14 protein-coding genes are annotated in these 15044 nt (G+C 57.0%); 8 read left to right on the forward strand and 6 right to left on the reverse strand.

Annotated elements, in window-relative coordinates; genetic code table 11:
• Nucleotides 1-123: 123 nt before the first annotated feature.
• Both ACKTS9_RS13445 and ACKTS9_RS13450 read right to left on the reverse strand, forming a co-directional pair.
• The gene (locus ACKTS9_RS13445; protein ID WP_407881384.1) at nt 124-804 is read right to left on the reverse strand and encodes an SdpI family protein; all 681 of its coding nucleotides are present in this window, start codon (nt 802-804) and stop codon (nt 124-126) included.
• Nucleotides 788-1072: an autorepressor SdpR family transcription factor gene (locus ACKTS9_RS13450; RefSeq protein WP_349214546.1), complete on the reverse strand. Its 285-nt coding sequence runs from the start codon at nt 1070-1072 to the stop codon at nt 788-790. Before ACKTS9_RS13450 ends, ACKTS9_RS13445 begins: the two co-directional genes overlap by 17 nt.
• Nucleotides 1073-1576: 504 nt before the next feature.
• On the opposite strand from ACKTS9_RS13450, the gene ACKTS9_RS13455 reads away from it, so the two are divergent.
• The 4 genes from ACKTS9_RS13455 (at nt 1577) to ACKTS9_RS13470 (ending at nt 6220) form a co-directional block, all read left to right on the forward strand.
• Nucleotides 1577-1822, forward strand: coding sequence for a hypothetical protein (locus ACKTS9_RS13455; protein ID WP_407881387.1), 246 nt, complete (start codon nt 1577-1579; stop codon nt 1820-1822).
• Nucleotides 1823-1933: 111 nt separating this feature from the next.
• Entirely contained in the window at nt 1934-2698 is a 765-nt protein-coding gene (gene rlmB, locus ACKTS9_RS13460; protein ID WP_407881389.1) for a 23S rRNA (guanosine(2251)-2'-O)-methyltransferase RlmB, read from the forward strand.
• A gap of 33 nt (nt 2699-2731) precedes the next feature.
• On the forward strand, nt 2732-5662 hold the full coding sequence (locus ACKTS9_RS13465; protein WP_407881391.1) for a hypothetical protein: 2931 nt from the start codon (nt 2732-2734) through the stop codon (nt 5660-5662).
• 126 nt (nt 5663-5788) lie between these two features.
• Nucleotides 5789-6220 (forward strand): phosphate-starvation-inducible PsiE family protein, encoded by a 432-nt coding sequence (locus tag ACKTS9_RS13470; protein WP_407881393.1) that lies wholly within the window; start codon nt 5789-5791, stop codon nt 6218-6220.
• Nucleotides 6221-6268: 48 nt separating this feature from the next.
• Here the strand turns inward: ACKTS9_RS13470 and secA are convergent, their stop codons facing one another.
• A complete protein-coding gene (gene secA / locus ACKTS9_RS13475; protein WP_407881395.1) occupies nt 6269-9058 on the reverse strand; it encodes a preprotein translocase subunit SecA in 2790 nt (929 codons plus the stop codon).
• A 117-nt stretch (nt 9059-9175) separates the two neighbouring features.
• Complete coding sequence (locus tag ACKTS9_RS13480) at nt 9176-9427, reverse strand: hypothetical protein (RefSeq protein ID WP_349214537.1); 252 nt, start codon at nt 9425-9427, stop codon at nt 9176-9178.
• 238 nt (nt 9428-9665) lie between these two features.
• Here ACKTS9_RS13480 and ACKTS9_RS13485 point away from each other — a divergent pair, with 238 nt between their 5' ends.
• The 3 genes from ACKTS9_RS13485 to ACKTS9_RS13495 all read left to right on the forward strand — a co-directional run bounded on the left by ACKTS9_RS13485 (nt 9666) and on the right by ACKTS9_RS13495 (nt 12155).
• Nucleotides 9666-10358: an iron-sulfur cluster assembly scaffold protein gene (locus tag ACKTS9_RS13485; RefSeq protein WP_407881398.1), complete on the forward strand. Its 693-nt coding sequence runs from the start codon at nt 9666-9668 to the stop codon at nt 10356-10358.
• 17 nt (nt 10359-10375) lie between these two features.
• A complete protein-coding gene (locus tag ACKTS9_RS13490) occupies nt 10376-11368 on the forward strand; it encodes a GGGtGRT protein (protein ID WP_349214533.1) in 993 nt (330 codons plus the stop codon).
• Between the two features lie 67 nt (nt 11369-11435).
• Nucleotides 11436-12155: a hypothetical protein gene (locus ACKTS9_RS13495; protein ID WP_349214531.1), complete on the forward strand. Its 720-nt coding sequence runs from the start codon at nt 11436-11438 to the stop codon at nt 12153-12155.
• Between the two features lie 23 nt (nt 12156-12178).
• Here the strand turns inward: ACKTS9_RS13495 and ACKTS9_RS13500 are convergent, their stop codons facing one another.
• Entirely contained in the window at nt 12179-13087 is a 909-nt protein-coding gene (locus tag ACKTS9_RS13500; RefSeq protein ID WP_407881400.1) for a D-alanyl-D-alanine carboxypeptidase family protein, read from the reverse strand.
• A 176-nt stretch (nt 13088-13263) separates the two neighbouring features.
• Between ACKTS9_RS13500 and ACKTS9_RS13505 the strand changes: the two genes are divergently transcribed.
• Nucleotides 13264-14100, forward strand: coding sequence for an HAD family hydrolase (locus ACKTS9_RS13505; RefSeq protein WP_349214529.1), 837 nt, complete (start codon nt 13264-13266; stop codon nt 14098-14100).
• A gap of 40 nt (nt 14101-14140) precedes the next feature.
• Here the strand turns inward: ACKTS9_RS13505 and ACKTS9_RS13510 are convergent, their stop codons facing one another.
• Nucleotides 14141-15034 carry a hypothetical protein gene (locus ACKTS9_RS13510; protein ID WP_349214527.1) on the reverse strand — a complete coding sequence of 298 codons (894 nt, stop codon included), beginning with the start codon at nt 15032-15034 and terminating at the stop codon, nt 14141-14143.
• Nucleotides 15035-15044 lie beyond the last annotated feature (10 nt).

Here is a 15044-nt window from a genome sequence, read left to right on the forward strand (position 1 = left end):
TGCTCCTCTCAATTTTAAATGGGGCGCAATGCACCCTTGTGAAACAATTAACTATTTACTAGTATACCGCACGAGGCGGACAAAATCAATTGCATTTGAGTAAAAAACGAGGCGGATTTCGTCTTATTTTTCATGCGGGCTGTCCTCACCACGCTGCGCGCGGCGGAAGATCCAATAGGAGTACACGATGGGCGCAGCCAGGGGAAGCATCCAAAGAAAGGTGATGACCGACAGGACCGTTCCCTGAAAGAGGAAGGCGCAGACAAAAATTCCCAGCCCGCAGCAGAACCAGACAGGCCCTGCAAAGCGGTGCGTGCGCCGCCAGTTGTCCTCACTGGCCAGCGTCCAGGGCACCCGCACGCCGCAAAAGTAGTTGTGCTTGAACTTGGGCATGAAGTTGCCGATGACGCAGAACACAATGCCCATGGCGCCGATGCACAGCCGGTCTACGCCCAGCGTGTTCTGGGCTTCGGGAATCAGGGCGGTGGCCAGCGTCAGCCCTACCATAAAGGTGTAAAACAGGCCAAGACACAGGCGAATGGCGGTGTAGCCGGCGGAAAATTTTTGGTAGTTGGCCCGTTTGGGGTCCAGCCGCGGCACAAATTTCAGCAAAAGGGCGATGCCGAACCCGGATGCGGCCAACAGCAGCAGTTCGCCGTAGCCGCCGTACCGGTCCACCTGCCCGCTGGTGTTCCAGTGCATGGGGATCTCGCGGGGAAGAAACGGCCCGGCGACCAGGCAGCCGGCCAGGGGAAGAAGCGCCAAGGCCCAAATCAGAATTTCCGCTTTACTGATCTTTTTCATGAGAAACCTCCCGCACCAGTCCCGCGGCCCAGGCCATAATGTCCTCTACCACGCTGGTGTTCAGTTCGTAATAAATATACTTGCCGCGCTTTTCGTCGGTCACCAGCTCCGCTTCTTTCAAAACAGAAAGATGGTGAGAGATGGTGGCATTGGTCGTGCCGAAGGAACTGGCCAGTTCGCCCGCGGAGAGAGGGCCGCCGCGCAGCAGTTCTAGAATGCGGCGCCGCGTCGGATCGGACAGCGCTTTGAATGTTCGTTCAAATCCCACAAAAGTTCCTCCTCCCCCGTCCGGCGGGTATTATTTCGATCCTCATCTAATGATAAAACGGCCGGTGCCCGCTGTCAAGAAACAGGGCCCAAAGAAAAGTCGGACAATTTTTTGGCGCTGTAAAGGTGCAGGCCTTCTGTTTTTTCTCTGTGCAAAAAAGAGAAAATCCAATGCTTTCCAATCAAAAAATATCTGTTTTGAAAGCTTGACAGGAAAATTTAAACAGTTTGTTTTGTGGAAAAGTTTTTAACACACGGTTGAAAACCATGTTAAAAACCTGGTTTCAACAGCTGATTTTTGGGGAAAACTAAGAGTTTATCCACAGTTTCAACCGAGTTTTCAACATTCAAGAGGAAAAAATTACCTTTTACAAGGTGTATAACCGTCTTGTCAGAGCGCAGAAAGGGGAATTGTGAACCAAAGCTTGGATGAGAAACTGTTTATTTTGCCAAGGCGCTCCCCAAACTGTTCACAGGATAAAAACGCAGAAGGGAAGAAGAATCTATGAAGGGCGTTCGCCGCGATGTGGTGGAAATACAGGAACCCAAAGATGAAAACATCGAAAAAGTTCTGGTGTTCTTCAAGCCGGGCTGCCCGGCGGTTCGCTTGGGCACGCAGGAAGAGGCCGCCCTCGGATATGCGGACCGCTTGACCACCTGGCGCAAAGGCGGGACGGGCCTGTACGGGTGGGTCGCGGGAGCCATGCTTTTGGCGGCCGGATTGTTGGCGCTGGTCCATTGGCTGCTGTGATGGGAAGAAAAAGTGAAAAAAGATAGAAAAAGCCCTGCTTGTATGCTATAATATAACAGAATACCATGCCGACGTATGCCTTTTGGCCGGTCGGCCTTGCAGGGAGAGTTTATGGAGCAGGAGAAAAGCGGGAAAGATACAACGCTGGTTTACGGCAAAAATGCGGTGACCGAGCTTTTGAAAAGCGGCGGTGCGGTAGACACGCTGTATGTGCAGGACACCATGCAGCCCAAACAGATCGGATATTATACGGCGCTGGCCAAAGAGGCCGGGGCCGTTGTCAAGCGGGTGCGTGCTGCCAAGCTGGACAGCATGTGCGGCACCCAGGGGCATCAGGGCGTGGCAGCCTGGGCGGCCAATGTCTCCTATGTCACACTGGAGCAGATTCTGGACGTGGCCAGAGAGAAAGGTGAACCGCCCTTTCTGCTGCTGTGCGACGGCATTGAAGACCCGCACAACCTGGGGGCGCTGATCCGCACTGCGCTTCTGTGCGGTGTGCACGGGGTGGTCATTCCCCGCCGCGGCGGTGTGTCCGTCACGGCCACGGTGCTGAAGTCCAGTGCCGGTGCTGCCGCCCGTTTGCCGGTGGCGCGTGTGGCGAACATCGGTCAGGCAGTGCGCGCGTTGAAAAAGGAGAACGTGTTTGTGTACTGTGCGGATATGGGCGGCCCTTCCGCCTTCGGCCAGAATCTGCGCGGCCCGATTGCACTGGTGGCGGGCAGTGAGGGCGCAGGCGTTTCACAGCTGGTGAAAAGTCTGTGTGACGGAGTGGTCTCCCTGCCGATGGCAGGCGGAACGACCGGTGTGGACAGCTTCAATGTGTCCGTTGCGACGGGTATTTTATTGTATGAGATCATGCGCCAGCGCGGCGAGTAAGCGGCCTGGGGTTTATGGAACGGAGGGTTCCCATTGAGTGCACAGCAGAATAAGGACTATGTCCGGGATTCTGAAATCGATCATATTCTGGCCCAGGTGCAGAAAAAGCGGGCCAGCGCCTCTGGGGCAAAGCCGCAGAGCGCGGCGAACCGGAAAAGCAAGGATGCCGAACTGGATGAGATCATGCGCGGCCTTGGGTTTGACACCAAGAAGCCGGAATACATGGACCCCATCCTTTTGCCGGACCCGGCCGAGAACTACACCAAGGAAGAACGTGCCAGCGTCCGTGCGCAAATGAATCTTCCGGAGGAGGAAGAACCGGAACAGCCGGAAGCGGAGGAGCAGCCGGAACCGGAGCCGGAAAAAGAAGAAAAACCGCAGAAAGAACAGAAGCCCGAGCGGCCGAAACCTCAGATTGACGTGTCGCTGGACGATATGGAAGAAGAGAAAAAAGAGCCCATCACGCTGGAGCTGCCTTCCATTAAGTTCTTTACGGAAACCGAGGCGCAAAAGCAGGAGGCCGAGCGTCAGCGGATCATGGAGCAGGCGGTGCGCGAGGCGCGCAACACCATTCACAATTCGGCGCAGTTTGCCATTCAGGAAGAGGTTCGCCGCCGCCTGGCGGAGATGGACCAGGAGAAAAAACAGCAGGAACAGCACGACCGGGAGAACCTGCAGCAGGAGCCGGAAGAAGTAGACCACAGCATGGACGGGAAACGGTTCGGCGACGTGGAAGTGGATGACGCTTTCCGCAGCTTCTTCGGGACCACCGTTGCCACCGACCGGGCGGCCATGGACGAAGTGACCGGCCGCAAGCGCAGCTTTTTGGGTGGTCTGCTCAAGAAATTCCGCGCGCCGGAAGAAGCGGAACTGACCGGGGAACTGGAAGTTCCGGGCGATCTGGTGTCGGCCGATGAAGCGCAGGAGATTCCCGTGCTGAAAAAAGCGGCCGAAAAAGCACCTGCGGCGTCTGCGTCATCTGCGGACGTTTCCCCGTATTCCAAGTGGGATTCCATTACGCTGGATCTGCCCAAAAATAAAATCGCGCCGCAGGAAGGCACGCAGAAAGTCAGCGCCGCCGCATTGGCACAGGCCATTGCAGGAGCGCAGGAAGAGGATTTGTCCCGCACCAAGTCCAAACGCCGGGCGAAAATCGATGTGACGCTGACCGGCGATGATTTCGCAGTGCCTGCCGGGGAAGAACCGGAAGAAGAGTGGGTACGGGAGGATATCGAAGAATATCAGAACCTTTCCGACGCCCCCGCGGTTGCTTCCAATCTGGCGGATATGCGCAGAACGCGGATCATCCGCTGCGCTGTCACAGGTGCGATTGCGCTGGTTTTGCTCTATTTGGGCTTCACTGTACCGGAAGGCGGCCTGCCGCCCTTCCAGATGTTGGACGCGCATTCACAGCCGCTGTATTTCCTGCTGGCGAATTTCGTGCTGCTGGCAACCAGCGCGCTGATTTCCATCACCACCATCGGCGCCGGCTTTGTAGGCCTGATCCATGACCCGACCACGGACAGCTTCTGTTCACTGGCGGTGGCGGGCGCGCTGATTCAGAATGTGGGTTATCTGTTTATTACCGATGCGTATGACCCCGATCAGATCACTCTGTTTGCACCGGTGGCCGCTCTGCTTCTGTTTATGAATGCATTGGGCAAGTGGATCCAGGTGCGCGTGATTTGTGCGAATTTTGAATTGGCAACCTCCGGCGCGGAACATGCCGCCGCTTTTATTCTGCCCAAGGAGCAGATGACCCGGCGGCTGTGCAGCGGGCTGGGCGAGCCGGATCCCAAATTGCTGGTCAGCCGTCCCACCGCGCTGGTGCGGGGCTTTTTGAGCCAGAGTTTCTCCACCCGCATCAACGATGCGGCGGCACAGCGCCTTTCTTATGTAATGGCGGGCGCAGCGGTGCTTGCGGCGGTGATCTGCGGTGTAAAAGCCAAAGCGGTTCTGCCGGCTTTGTCCGGTCTGGCAGGGGCTTTGTGCCTTGCGGCGCCTCTGGCCTGCACCCTGGTGTATGCGGTGCCCGCGCAGCTGATGCAGCGTTTTGCGGCCCGCCACAAAGCGGTCATTCCCGGCCCCAGTGCCGTGGATGCGCTGGGACGGGTCAACACCGTGCTGCTCAGTGATCGGGATTTGTTCCCGGTGGGCAGCGTGCAGCTGCATGGCATGAAAACCTTTGAAAAAGAGCGTTTGGATGTTCTGATCCTGTATGGCGCCAGCATGCTGGTGAAAAATTGCGTAACGCTTCGGGAGATTTTCCTGCAGATCATCCAGAACAACCAGAAATTGCTGTATCCTGTGGAGAGCCTGAACAAGGAGACCGGCTACGGCTTTACCGGCTGGATTGAGCACAACCGCGTCATCATCGGCAACCGCGCCATGATGCAGCGCCATGACATTGAGCTGCCCAGCATGGATTATGAGAACAAATACACCAAAAACGGCCGTATGGCCCCCATTTATATGGCGGTGGCCGGCAAGCTCTTCGGCATGTTCCTGGTCAGCTACCGGCCCAATGCGGGCGCCAGAAAGATTCTGGACCGGCTGGCACAAAGCGGGATCAGCGTCCTGGTGCAGTCGGATGATTTCAATGTCACTTCCAAGCTGGTGGCCAGCACGTACCGCATTCCCAAGGGGACGATCAAGGTGCTGAGCCGGCCGGAATGTGACGTTCTGCAGGCCGAAACAGCCTACCGTGCGGAGAGCGAAGGCATCATGGTGCACTCGGGCACCTGCGCCAGCTTCCTGGGCGGCATGCGTGCGGCGGCCAGCGCGGCCAGCGGCGAGCGTCTGGCCCGAATCGTACAGGCGGCAGCGATTTTCCTGAGTGCGCTGTTCGGCGTTCTGCTGGCCTTCTATGCGGGGCTCGGCAGCATTTCTCTGGGAGCGGTGCTGCTCTATCAGATTGCGTGGGCATTGCTGACTGTGGCAATGCCGCTGGCCAAGCGTCCGTGACAAACATTCGGCGGGTGAAGCGTTCGCTTCACCCGCTTTTTGTTGACAAAACGCGGAGAATCGGAAATAATGAAAATAGAAAACTGCTGTGCAAAAAGTCTGCGCAGCCTTGAAAGGAAAGGAACGATGAAAGCAAAAGAGTTTTTGCGCCAAAAAGTGGCCTTTCTGGCCAGCGTGGTGGAAATTGCCATTTCCGCGCTGGTGCTGATTGCGATTTTTTTGACCGGATTCCGTGTGGTGGGGGAATTGTCGGGCCTTGTGCAGGACCCGGACGCTTCCAGTGCGTTCAATACTTTTTTGGGTCACGTATTCAATCTGGTCATCGGCGTGGAGTTTATCAAAATGCTGTCCAAGCATACGCCGGGCTCTGCCATTGAAGTGCTCCTGTTTGCCATTGCACGGCAGATGATCGTAGAGCACACAACACCTTTGGAAAATTTCCTCACAGTCATCACCATTGCGGCGCTGTTTGCCATCCGCAAATTTTTGTTTGTCCCTTCCTTCGGGGCACATACGCCCGACGGCCGGGAGGTCGAGCACCAGAAACCGGAAACCTAACACAGAAGACAATAAAAAACGGCATCGCCTGGGCGATGCCGTTTTTGTTTATTTTGCAGGGGTTCCGTTCTGGTCGGGGTGGTACTGTTTGCAGGTGCATTTTTTCCACTTCAGACCGCTGCCGCAGGGGCAGGGATCGTTGCGGCCGATCTTGACGACCTTGCGCACCGGCTGTTTCTGGATGCTTCCGTCGGACGCGCCGCTCTCCGAGGTGGGTTTGGCCACCTGCTCGCGCTGAATGGGCTGCTCGCGCCGCAGTTCCAGCGTCAGCAGCATGCGCGTGGTGTCCTCCTGAATGGATTCCACCATGGCGTCGAACATATTGAAGCCCTCAATGCGGTATTCTACCACCGGGTCACGCTGCGCATAGCCGCGCAGGCCGATGCCGCGGCGCAGCTCTTCCATGGCGTCAATGTGATCCATCCAGTGGGTGTCCACCACGCGGAGAAGCACGACCCGCTCGAATTCACGCATCAAATCGGAACCGTAGCGCTGCTCTTTGTTTTTGCAGATCAGTTCCGCGCGGTCGGTCAGAACCTTGACCACGTCTTCGATCTTCAACTCGCCCAGTTCCGCGGGGGTGTAGTGGAAATCGTCTTCCTTGGTCAGCCAGCCGCGGTAATGGTTGCGCAGGCCGTCGAAGTCCCAGTCATCCGCCACTTCGCCGGACAGGAACAGCCGGGCATTTCCCTCGATGGACTTGGTCACCATATCGTGCACATTGGCCGATACGTCTTCGCCGGCCAGAACTTTCTGGCGCTGACCGTAGATGATCTCGCGCTGGGAGTTCATGACGTCGTCATACTGCAGAACATTTTTACGGATGGAGAAGTTGCGCGCCTCCAGCTTTTTCTGTGCATTTTCAATGCTGCCGGAAATCATTTTGTTCTCGATGGGCATATCTTCTTCCACGCCCATGCTGTTCATCAGGTTTTGCACGCGTTCGCCGCCGAACAAACGCATCAGATCGTCTTCCAGACTGATGAAGAAGCGGGATGCACCGGGGTCACCCTGACGGCCGGCACGGCCGCGCAGCTGGTTGTCGATGCGGCGGCTCTCATGCCGCTCGGTGCCGATGATGAACAGGCCGCCGGCCTCGCGCACTTTTTCGGCCTCTTCGGCAATTTCCGCCTTGTGTTTGGCCTCCAGCTCGTTGTAGCGGGCGCGCACCTTGAGAATCTCCTCGTCGCTGGTGTCTGCGTGGCCGTTGCTTTCCACAATCAGCTCTTCCGCAAAGCCCTCTTTGCGCAGATCCGCCTTGGCCATGTGCTCGGCGTTGCCGCCCAGCATAATGTCCGTGCCGCGGCCCGCCATGTTGGTGGCGATGGTCACCGCGCCGAATTTACCGGCCTGTGCAACGATCTCCGCCTCTTTTTCATGGTATTTGGCGTTCAGAACTTCGTGCTTGATGCCGCGGTGCTTCAGCAGCTTGCTCAGCAATTCGCTCTTTTCAATGGAAATGGTGCCAACCAGAACCGGCTGGCCCTTTTTGTGACATTCGATGATCTGCTCAATGACAGCGTCGAATTTGGCCTTTTCCGTCTTGTAGACCACGTCGTTCATGTCCTGACGGGCCACCGGCTTGTTGGTGGGAATTTCCACCACGGCCAAACCGTAGATCTCTTCGAACTCGCCCGCCTCAGTCTGGGCTGTACCGGTCATGCCGGCCAGCTTGTCGTACATACGGAAGAAGTTCTGGAAGGTGATGGTAGCCAGCGTTTTGCTCTCGTGCTCGACGGTCACACCTTCCTTGGCCTCGATGGCCTGGTGCAGACCCTCGTTGTAGCGGCGGCCCAGCATCAGGCGGCCGGTGAATTCGTCTACGATGATGACTTCGCCGTCACGCACCACATAGTCCACGTCCCGCTTCATCACGCCGCGGGCTTTGATGGCCTGGTTGATGTGGTGCTGAAGCGTCAGGCACTCCTCGGTCACATTGCCGTCGGAATCGCCGAACAGATTCTCCTGATTGAAGTACTGAATGGCCTTGGCAATGCCGCTTTTGGTCAGCGTGGCGGTCTTTTTCTTTTCGTCCACCACATAGTCGCCTTCGACCTGGTCGTCCAGAGCCTCTTTGTCGTCCAGCTCGGCGACCACGCTCTTTTTCAGGCCGCGGGCAAAGTTGTCGGCCAGCTTGTACAGGTCCGTGCTCTTGTCGCCCTGGCCGGAGATAATCAGCGGGGTGCGGGCCTCGTCGATCAGGATGGAGTCCACCTCGTCGACGATGGCATAGGCGTGGCCGCGCTGCACCATCTGCTCTTTGTAAATGACCATGTTGTCACGCAGATAGTCAAAGCCGAACTCATTGTTGGTGCCGTAGGTCACGTCTGCGGCGTAGGCGGCGCGGCGCTGGTCGTTGTTCAGACCGTGCACGATCAGGCCGACCTTCAGACCCAGGAAACGATAGACCTTGCCCATCCACTCCGAGTCGCGCTTGGCCAGATAATCGTTGACCGTGACCACATGCACACCTTTGCAGGTCAGGGCGTTCAGGTATACAGGCAGGGTGGCCACAAGGGTTTTGCCCTCACCGGTCTTCATCTCCGCGATGCAGGCGCGGTGCAGCACAATGCCGCCGATGATCTGCACGGGAAAATGCTTCATGCCCAGCACACGCCAGGCAGCCTCACGGCAGACGGCGAAGGCGTCGGGCAGAATATCGTCCAGTGTTTCGCCCTTGGCAAGGCGTTCTTTCAGCTTGGGCGTCATGTCCTTCAGCTGGGCGTCGCTCATGGCGGCGTAAGTATCTTCCAGCGCCAGCACCTTGTCGGCGATGGGCTGTATTTTTTTCAGTTCCTTTTTCGAAAAGGAACCAAACAGTTTTTCCAAAAATGCCAATGGATCCACCTCTTCAAATTTTTTGCGCATATTTTATTTATCATACTACGCCGCGGGGAGAAGTGTCAATCGATCTGCCCCGAAAAATCCCCCTGCGCACAGCGCAAGGGGATGCGTTTACTCTTCGTGCGGATGAAACAGGCCGAAGCGGAGAAGACGCACATGGTCCTCCGGGTCGGTGCACTCCAGTGTGGCGTTGGCGATGTGGCCGCCTTCGATCAGGTTGGTGAAGCCGATCAGCTGGCAGAGCTTGCTTTTCAGGTTCAGCCGGTCGCCCTCTTTGGTGACCATGAACACATCGCCCTTACAGCTGGTCAGCACTTTGTTGAACTCTTTCAAATCAATATCATTTACGTTGACTTGCGCCATAACGGGTCATCTCCTCTGGTATTGAAATATAAATTAGTATTACCAATTTTATTTATAAGTATAGCATGAACCTCTTTTTCCAACAAGACGGCTTGTCTGCTTTTTCAAAAAAGCATTTTCTTTCCGTGTAAAAAAAGAAAAAAAGGACATGCATATCTTGCATTCCAACCGGTGATTCTCTATAATATAGGTTAGCAGAGTGTGCTAAAAAACTAACAAAGTAAGGAGCATAGCAAGTATGACTTATACGAATGAAGTAGAGCATATGTGCCCGGTCACCAAGGGCCCGCACCATGGTCCTGCGCCCATTCCGGAAGAGGGTCAGTGGGTCAAGGCCTACGAAATCAAGGACATCTCCGGCTTCACCCACGGTGTGGGCTGGTGCGCACCGCAGCAGGGCTGCTGCAAACTGTCCCTGAACGTGAAAAACGGCGTGATCGAAGAGGCTCTGATGGAGACTCTGGGCTGCTCCGGCATGACCCATTCCGCCGCCATGGCAGGCGAGATTCTGCCGGGCAAAACCATTCTGGAAGCTTTGAACACCGACCTGGTGTGCGACGCCATCAACGTGGCAATGCGCGAGCTGTTCAAACAGATCGTTTACGGCCGCAGCCAGACCGCTTTCTCTGAGGACGGTCTGCCCATCGGCTCCAGCCTGGACGACCTGGGCAAGGGCCTGCGCACCATGACCGGTACCATCTTCTCCACGAAGGCCAAAGGCGTTCGTTATCTGGAGCTGACCGAGGGCTACATCACCAAGGTCGCGCTGGACGAGAACAACGAGGCCATCGGCTATCAGTTCGTGCGTCTGGGCAAGATGATGGAAGACATCCGCCACGGCAAAGATCCGAAGGAAGCCTATGAGAAAAACATCGGCACCTACGGCCGTTTCGCGAATGCCGCCAAATACATCGACCCGCGTGAAGAGTAAGAGAGGAGGAGACAACAATGGCAAAATTTGAAGGACAGGAACGCCGCATGCCGAAAATTGAGGCATGCCTGAAAGAAAACAATCTGGGTACCCTGGACGACTGCCGTCAGATGCTCCTCGACAAAGGCATCGACGTGGAGGCCATCGTCAAAGGTGTGCAGCCCATCTGCTTTGAGAACGCTGTCTGGGCTTATACCCTGGGCACCGCTATCGCCGTGAAACGCGGCCTGAAGAACGCGGCCGAGTGTGCCGCTGCCATCGGCGAGGGCCTGGAGGCTTTTACCGTTCCCGGTTCTGTGGCTGAGCAGCGCAAAGTTGGCCTGGGCCACGGCAATCTGGGCGCCATGCTGCTGCGCGACGAGACCAAGTGCTTTGCCTTCCTGGCTGGCCACGAGTCCTTCGCGGCTGCTGAGGGTGCCATCGGCATCGCCCGCACCGCCAACAAAGCCCGCAAGACCCCGCTGCATGTTATCCTGAACGGTCTGGGCAAAGACGCGGCCTATATCATCAGCCGCATCAACGGCTTCACTTATGTGAAGACGCAGTATGACTACAAGACCGGTGAGCTGCACATTGTGGAAGAACGCGCCTTCTCCGACGGCGAACGCGCGGCTGTCCGCTGCTACGGCGCGGATGACGTCAACGAGGGCGTGGCCATCATGCGTCACGAGCACGTGGACGTTTCCATCACCGGTAACTCCACCAACCCCACCCGCTTCCAGCATCCGGTGGCCGGCACTTATAAAAAGTGGGCTGTGGAGAATGGCGTGAAATACTTCTCCGTGGCTTCCGGCGGCGGCACGGGCCGTACCCTGCACCCGGACAACATGGCAGCTGGCCCGGCTTCTTACGGCCTGACCGACACCATGGGCCGTATGCACTCCGACGCACAGTTCGCCGGTTCTTCTTCCGTGCCTGCGCACGTGGAGATGATGGGCCTGATCGGCGCCGGCAACAACCCCATGGTCGGCATGACTGTGGCTTGCGCGGTTGCTGCTTCTCAGGTCTGAGTTTTTCCGTTTAATAAAAGGGGCTGCCCGTTTTTCGGGTAGCCCTTTTTAGTCCAAGGGAGATGAAATGATGAAACATTGGAGTGGGGTTTTGCTGGCAATGCTTTTGACTCTGGGGCTGATGTCCTGTGCGGCTGACAGCGGCGTGGCGCCTTCATCCTCATCTTCTGTGTCTGCATCAGAGGCAGGGACTTCTTCCGTTGTGCAGGCACCGGAAGCACCTTCCGTGGATATATCCCTTTCGGCTCCGCCGGTACAGGAGCAGGAAGAAGACCTTTTGGATGCGCTTTGGACGCGTTTGAACGCGGACGAATGGGATGAAAAGTGTTGGATGAGCGGACGGAATCTGATTTATTTTGTCCGCGAGAACGGCGGCTATTTTTACTATGCAGGCACGTTGGACTCCGGTGTGGGAGGTATGCGTGCCATCACCGCCGCGGAGCAGGTGGACCAGGATACCTACCGCCTTTCTTTTTCCGCCAAGGAAAATGCGCTACAGACCTTCTTCTTTGAGAAAGATGTATTGCCGCATTTGTACCTTCATTTCGCGGAAGACCAGCTGGAAGTAAGCGAAGTGTATCCGGCATATATCGCTGTAAGCAACGATGAGGGAGAAGGGCAGACGTTCCAGTGCCGTCTGCCTACCCAAGAGGAGAAAAAGAACGGCGAGGACCGCATGCGGGAGCTTTCTGAGACAGAGACGTACTATCCGGCAAGCGGTGAAGAAACAGAGTTGGACACATATACGTATCAGACGCCGGAGAGCGTTCGCGAGGCAAATTCCTGAAAAATCGTCGGGAGACAGAGGGCTCAATGAGCCAGCTGTCTCCCAATTGCGTTATACAGGACAATGGTGTCCTGTATATGGTAGGGGGACGTGGTATGGTTCCCATCCGCTCCCATGGTGACGACAATGTATTCACGACCGCCGATTTCGGCGAAGCTGGCCAGGCAAAGCCCGGCGGCTTCGGTGTAACCGGTTTTTCCACCCAGAATCCGCCCCTGCGCCAGCGACAGGTCCTGCCCGCAGGCCAAAAGGGTACTGGAAAGTTCCAATCCGCTTTCCGTGCAGTAGGTGGGGGTGGTCAGAATACCGCGCAAAAGATCGTTTTTCAGCACGGCGTCCAAAAGAAGCGCGATGTCCGACGCAGTGGAGTACATGCCCCACTGGTCCATTCCCCAGGCGTTTGTAAAATGGGTGTCGTCCAGCTGCAGCGCTTTGGCACGGTTGTTCATTTGTTCGACAAAGTCCGCTTCACTGCCGCTTACAAATTCGGCCAGAGCTTCGGCCGCGTCCGCTCCGGAAGGAAGCAGCAGCCCGTGAAGCAAATCGCGGATGGTGACGGCCTCACCGGGAGCAAAGCCTGCCATGGCCGCATTGGCCGCGATCAGATTGCTGTAGCATTGGCTGCTGAGAGACGCGCGCTGTTCCAGGTCAGAAGTGGTTTCCACCGTGACCAGCGCGGTCATCAGCTTGGTCAGCGAGGCGGGCGCCCGCCGCCTGGTTCCCCGGGCGTATACAATTTGACCGCTTTCACGGTCCAACACGGCAGCGCTTTTGCTGGTCAGAGTCAGCTGATCCAGCTGCTGCCAGCTTGTTCCGGCCTGCGGTGCCGGCGTTGCGTACAGATAGAGAAAAGCAAACAGACCCAGACACGCGATTGCCAGAAAGAAAAAACAGCCTGTGTGGCGTTTGGCGGCTTTCCTTCTCTTTTTCAAGAATGTCCCCTCCTTTTGATCAGGTTCAGTATACGGGGTATTTCTTGAAAAAATCTGAAGAAAAGCCGTCTTTTTTCAAAAAAGTTGACTTGGAGGACCGCATGGGAGAAGAAAAGACTGCCTTCCTTGCGCGCCGCCGGTGTTTGTGTTATCCTGTTTGCCGGGAGGGGATTGGATTGATCCGATTGATTGCGACGGACCTGGACGGAACGCTGCTGAACGATCAAAAGCAGCTGCCGCCGGATTTTTTCAGCATTCTGCAGGCTTTGAACGAGAGAAACATCCGGTTTGTGGCTGCCAGCGGGCGCAGTCGTCAGGCGCTGTCCTATGTATTTGGAAAAGCCCTGGAACACATGACGCTCATCTGCGACAACGGTGCGTTCTGGGTGGAAGAGGGAAAAAATACCTTCCGCAGTGACCTGCGGCCGGAGGATGTGGCGGCAGTGGACGCAGCAGTGCAGACGCTGGGGCCGCGCGTGCGCGCGATTTTGTGCGGGACACGGCACACCTATATTCGGGACTTCCGTGATTCCGCGGAACTGACGGCCCGGCTGGCGCTGAGTTATCGGGATTATGAAACCTATACGGACCCGGCTTCCATCGATGACACGATCTTTAAAATTGCCGTGTGCGATATGGAAGGTGCGGGGCAGCACGCCTACCCGGCTTTGCGCGACCGGTTTGAAGGCAGGCTTCAGGTGGTCTGGTCCGGCCCGGTGTTTCTGGATATCATGAACCCGGGCATCGACAAAGGCGCGGCGCTGACCGCCATGCAGAACAAATGGGGAATCGCCCGGGAGCAGAGCATGGCTTTCGGCGATTTTTACAACGATGCGGAGCTGCTGCGCGCGGCTCAGTACAGCTTTCTCATGGCCAATGCAGAACAGGGAATGGCGCCCTACGGCCGTTACCGTGCTGCCTCCAACAACGACTGTGGCGTGACCCGTGCCATCCGCCGCTATGTGCTGGAAGAAAAACCGCTGCCTGCACCGGGAAGCGCGTGGACAGATTGAAAAAAGCGCCCGGAATCGTACGATTCCGGGCGCTTTTGAATTATCTGCGGCGTTTGAAAAGAACGAATGCGGTGATGAGTATCGCGAGGAGCAGAACGCCGATGACAACATACAGAATGGGGCTGACCACTTCGGCCGGTTGCACGTCGCTCTGAGATGCAGAGGACGAAGAAACCGCGGTGCTGGTGGAAGAAGAGGATGCGGAGCTGCTCTCTGTGCTTTGGGAACCGGAGTTCTCCGCGGATTCGGACACAGAAGAGGAGCTTGCCTGCGGCTTGCTGCTGCCGGTGGCGCCTTTGGACGGAGAAGTGGTCTGGGTCGTGCCTCCGCCCATAGTGTTTCCGGAGGGCTGCGAAGTTGCCGGTTCCGAAGAAGAACTTTCGGAAGAAGAGCTGGACGAAGAGGAGGAACTGTCATCCGGGACAGGGTTCTGGCCGCTGTTGCCCACGGTCAGTTCCACGGTTTGGGCCTCTACGCCGGGTTTGTCGCTTCCGTAGGCTGCATTGGCCAGTTCCAGCGAATTTTCCACCACGCTGACCGAGGCCGCCGCGCCCGCCGTGTCGCTTGTGGTGAGAACCACGGACCCCAGGCTGACGGTATTGTCGGTGAACAGCCGGTCGCGGCCGGATACATAGAGATTCAGGCGACCGGTCTGTGCGTCGTAGCGATATTCGTGCACCGAGCCGGCCAGCGCGCCGTCAAAGGCGAACTGCGCGCTGGTCTTTTCAGCGTCACCGCCGGTCAGCTGAACCTGAAAGCTCAGCCGCAGGGACGTCACGCCGCTGTCGGCGCCTTGGGGCAGCGTTACAATGACGCCGGCGCTGTCCTGCCGGGGTGTCAGCGTCACGGTTCCGCCCGCGGCAAATGCGCCGGCGGGCAGAAGGACGGTGAACAGCACGGCGCACAGCAGCAGGCTGAAAAAGTGCTTTTTCATGCGTTGACTC

The sequence above is a fragment of the Owariibacterium komagatae genome, assembly GCF_045865535.1.
Lineage (GTDB): Bacteria > Bacillota > Clostridia > Oscillospirales > Ruminococcaceae > Ruthenibacterium > Ruthenibacterium komagatae.

What these genes read in the sequence shown, in the direction of transcription:
- ACKTS9_RS13445 (WP_407881384.1), bottom strand. Translation starts at nt 804, where the DNA reads ATGAAAAAGATCAGTAAAGCGGAAATTCTGATTTGGGCCTTGGCGCTT.
- ACKTS9_RS13455 (WP_407881387.1), top strand. Translation starts at nt 1,577, where the DNA reads ATGAAGGGCGTTCGCCGCGATGTGGTGGAAATACAGGAACCCAAAGAT.
- rlmB (WP_407881389.1), top strand. Translation starts at nt 1,934, where the DNA reads ATGGAGCAGGAGAAAAGCGGGAAAGATACAACGCTGGTTTACGGCAAA.
- ACKTS9_RS13470 (WP_407881393.1), top strand. Translation starts at nt 5,789, where the DNA reads ATGAAAGCAAAAGAGTTTTTGCGCCAAAAAGTGGCCTTTCTGGCCAGC.
- ACKTS9_RS13480 (WP_349214537.1), bottom strand. Translation starts at nt 9,427, where the DNA reads ATGGCGCAAGTCAACGTAAATGATATTGATTTGAAAGAGTTCAACAAA.
- ACKTS9_RS13485 (WP_407881398.1), top strand. Translation starts at nt 9,666, where the DNA reads ATGACTTATACGAATGAAGTAGAGCATATGTGCCCGGTCACCAAGGGC.
- ACKTS9_RS13490 (WP_349214533.1), top strand. Translation starts at nt 10,376, where the DNA reads ATGGCAAAATTTGAAGGACAGGAACGCCGCATGCCGAAAATTGAGGCA.
- ACKTS9_RS13495 (WP_349214531.1), top strand. Translation starts at nt 11,436, where the DNA reads ATGATGAAACATTGGAGTGGGGTTTTGCTGGCAATGCTTTTGACTCTG.
- ACKTS9_RS13510 (WP_349214527.1), bottom strand. Translation starts at nt 15,034, where the DNA reads ATGAAAAAGCACTTTTTCAGCCTGCTGCTGTGCGCCGTGCTGTTCACC.